The following is a 3,352-nucleotide window of genomic DNA, read 5'->3' as shown; positions in this document are numbered from 1 at the left end:
CGGCGTTTCTCGCGCTGCGAGCGGTGCACGGCGCGCTGATTCAGGTCACCTGGATATACGACCGTGCCGTCGGTGTGGAGGGGTTGCGGCGTTTTCACCGCAATCTTGGGCGCGGGTTGTTGGGGCGCCGGATCGAACGGTCTGCGTTACCGTTCGCGCGCGATCGCTGGGTGTTGGCTCCGGCGCCGGAGGAGATCGATTTCGCCGCGACGCCGCAGCCGCGTGCCGATGTGGACGCCTGGGCCGACGAGCGGGCGCGACTACCCATCGATCCGCAGTGGGGACCCGGCTGGCATCTCGGGGTGCTTCCGCTCGACGACGGCGGGACCGCGGTCAGTCTGGTGGCTTCGCACACGATCGTCGACGCCATCGCGTTCGGCCAGGCGATAGAAGATGCCGCCGAGGGCAGGACGCGCGAATTGGGGTATCCGCCGGCGGGATCGCGGACGCGCAGGCGGGCGTTGCGTGAGGATCTCCGGCAAACCGTCAAGGACCTGCCCGACATAGGGCACGCGTTGGGCGCCGTGGCGCGACGGGCCCGGCGCGACCTCAAGGAACTCAACTCATCGATCAAAGCGGCGCCACCTTCGCCGAGGACGGCCGGCGTCGATCAGCCGGTAGAGGTGCCCGCGCTGACCGCATACATCGACCTGGCGGAATGGGATGCTCGCGCGAAAAGTCTTGGCGCAAGCAGTAACTCGCTGGTGGCAGGAATCGCGTGCAGACTCGCGGTGCGGATGGGGCGTGTTCAGGACGACGGAACGGTCACCCTGCGATTCCTGGTAACGCTACGGACGGAAGGCGATACGCGTGGCAACGCGCTCACGAGTGTTGACGTCACGGTCGACCCATCGTGCGCGGCGACGGACCTCGGGGAAATGCAAGCCCGGATCACGCAAACAATCCTCGCCGCGATGGAGGACCCCGACAACGAGTGGCTGGCGCCGTTGCCGCTGGCAGCGCTGACACCGGTATGGGCGGCCAGGAAGCTAGCGGGGATGGCGGCGGGTGGTTCCACCCTTCCGGTCACTTGCTCCAATGTTGGTGATCTGTCCCCGGCGGCGAACCGGCCCGACGGCACCGATGCCGATTACGCGTACATGAGAAACCTCGAGCCCGATATCAAGAAAAGCACGCTCGAGGCCATGGGCGGGCAACTGTTCCTGGGTTCGGGGCGGGGCCGCGGGAAGATGTTCATCAGGATCTCTGCCTATCTGCTCGGGCGGTCGAATACCAAAGATGAGCTGCGGGAGAGCGTTTCGCGTACCTTGGCCGAATTCGACCTGCACGCGGAGATCGACTGCTGACAGCGGTCTTTCGCGTGGTTTGTTGTCGTCGACAACTGCGTCAGAGATGGCTCGCCACGAAAGTCGCCGCCTGACTGGGCATCCCGGACTGCTGATACGACAAGTGCGCCGCGGAGAACATCTCGTCATGCGAAGGCAGCGACAGGCCCCCGGGGGAGCAAACCGAATCGCCGGGCGCGCACATGTCGATGGCCTTCGCCCCGTACCACGGGCTGACCTCGCTTATCGGGCCCAGAAGTTTGTCCGTCGGATTCCCGAAGACGGCGACGGCGGCGACGTGATCGGCCTCGTCGGCCGATAACGTCGCGGCGTTAAAGCCCGCAACCGAGGTCCGGGCGATGGTGACCAGATCTGTCACCATCGCGCCTTGGGAATATCCACCGAGCACCAGCTTCGTGTTCGGGCAGTTGGCCACCATGGATTGAACGTGAGCGCTCGCATCGCTGGCGCCGGCGGATGCGGACGGCGGCCAATCTTCGGTGGCGGGGTAGTTGACGGGATACACCCCGAGTGACCGGCCGCCAACCTGCGAGCGCAGGGAATCGAGAAATGCCTGTCCGACGCCACCGACACCAGCTGGCTCGTTGGTGCCGCGGGCGAACGTCACCTCGACGTCGGGGCAGGGGGCGGCGGAGGCGGGCGCAATGAGGATTGGTGCGCTCAGCAGCGTCGCAGAGGTTGTCACGACCGCGGCGCCCAGCAAACGAGCGAATGGGCGTGCGTTCACGTCCCATTGCTGACATACCGCGACCGAGGCGTAACGGCCAAATCGCGCTACCTGCTTGAGGCGCCGTCGCCGACATCGCGATCTCGCCGCATTTGGTGCAGCCGCTGCAAGCCCGACCGGCGCCGGCCGCGGAATCACTCCCGAGTTTCGACCTCGATGCGTTTCGCCGCCGGCGCGCCGTTGGGCACCGGCACCGAGATGGCGAGAATGCCCTTTTCGTAGGTGGCGTGGACGTCGTCGACGTCGGCTCCGGCGGGTAGCGGAACGGAGCGCGTGAAGGTTCCATAGCTGAATTCGGACCGACCGTGGGATTCGACAGCCTGGCTGCGTACGGCCTTGATGGTGAGCATCCCGTCGTGCACGGTGACGTCGATGTCTTTTGCGGGGTCGACGCCGGGAATCTCGGCGCGCACCTGGTAGCGGCCGCCGTCCATCTCGTCCTCGACGCGGAGGAGGTTGCGGTCGAAGAGCGGACGCAGGCCGGCCAACAGGGGAGTGCCGCTGAAGAGCTCGGCGAGATCGGGCACCAGGGTTCTGGGCTGACGTTGGACTGGCAGAGTTGCCATGAATTCTCCTGAAATCGTTGCATCTCTTTCGATTTCGATCGAACCACGGTGCCGCCGCCGGTGCTAGACGGCGCCCGCTGATGTTGTAGAGAGATTCATTGCGCGTTCAAACGGTCGGCTGCGTCCGCATGCGGCCACCGAGGTACTGGCCTTAGACCGCTGTCCGGTAGCGGCTCGCTCGCAACCCGCGGCGCGACCCGGCGCTCTCATTTTGCTTTCCTGTGATTCCTTGTCGTGGCGGCCCAGTTGGCATGCTGCAAAGTACGCACCGATCGACTGCCGACCACCCGGATAGGACATAGGGGCCCGATTGCTGCCCCGAAATGTCAAGAGCACCTGTTGCGTGCGATAACTGACCGCACGACTGACTGCGTGGTCTCGGCGTGTTCAGCCCACCTGCTTCAGTGTGTAGTGGGCATTCGTCCGCTGGGGATCATCTGCGAGCCTCTTCACCTCTTGGCGGATCGGATCGACGGCACCGCCCAACACGCCGGGGCAGCCCTCGGGGCACCGGACTTCCCACCACGAGTCCGACTGGTGTGGAGGCCACGCCGCGAGCAGTCCACCTCTCGGCTGATAGCCGATCTCGGCTGCAAACTTCCTGAGGTTACCGACGTGATGTTGTGCCGGACAGAAGAGCGATAGGTCGATACCACGGTTCTCTGTTTCGTTCATGGCCGCCATTCTCGCCTCTCCTGCAGCCATCCAACCTCACAGTTCCTCCCTTGGCGGCGACGTCCCTCGCGGCAGCG

General features: G+C 65.2%; 3 protein-coding genes and 1 pseudogene. 1 reads left to right on the top strand and 3 read right to left on the bottom strand.

Going from position 1 to position 3,352, the window contains the following annotated elements:
• Nucleotides 1-1,307 (top strand): annotated as a pseudogene (locus JWP83_RS24210) (fatty acyl-AMP ligase); the annotation flags it as partial.
• Nucleotides 1,308-1,347: 40 nt separating this feature from the next.
• Here the strand turns inward: JWP83_RS24210 and JWP83_RS24205 are convergent.
• From JWP83_RS24205 to JWP83_RS24195, 3 genes are all read right to left on the bottom strand, one after another.
• Nucleotides 1,348-2,034, bottom strand: a complete 687-nt coding sequence (locus JWP83_RS24205; RefSeq protein ID WP_297736052.1) for a cutinase family protein — start codon at nt 2,032-2,034, stop codon at nt 1,348-1,350.
• Between the two features lie 134 nt (nt 2,035-2,168).
• Complete coding sequence (locus tag JWP83_RS24200) at nt 2,169-2,600, bottom strand: Hsp20/alpha crystallin family protein (RefSeq protein ID WP_297736050.1); 432 nt, start codon at nt 2,598-2,600, stop codon at nt 2,169-2,171.
• Between the two features lie 387 nt (nt 2,601-2,987).
• Nucleotides 2,988-3,275 (bottom strand): hypothetical protein, encoded by a 288-nt coding sequence (locus JWP83_RS24195; RefSeq protein WP_297736047.1) that lies wholly within the window; start codon nt 3,273-3,275, stop codon nt 2,988-2,990.
• Nucleotides 3,276-3,352 lie beyond the last annotated feature (77 nt).

It is taken from the genome of Mycobacterium sp. (assembly GCF_025965855.1).
In the GTDB taxonomy this organism is placed as follows: Bacteria; Actinomycetota; Actinomycetes; order Mycobacteriales; family Mycobacteriaceae; genus Mycobacterium.
The sequence above is the reverse complement of the archived record's forward strand: the minus strand, read 5'-3'. Positions and strand labels throughout refer to the sequence as shown.

Excerpts from the sequence above, each read along its gene's own strand:
- JWP83_RS24200 (WP_297736050.1), bottom strand. The coding sequence starts at position 2,600 with ATGGCAACTCTGCCAGTCCAACGTCAGCCCAGAACCCTGGTGCCCGAT.
- JWP83_RS24195 (WP_297736047.1), bottom strand. The coding sequence starts at position 3,275 with ATGAACGAAACAGAGAACCGTGGTATCGACCTATCGCTCTTCTGTCCG.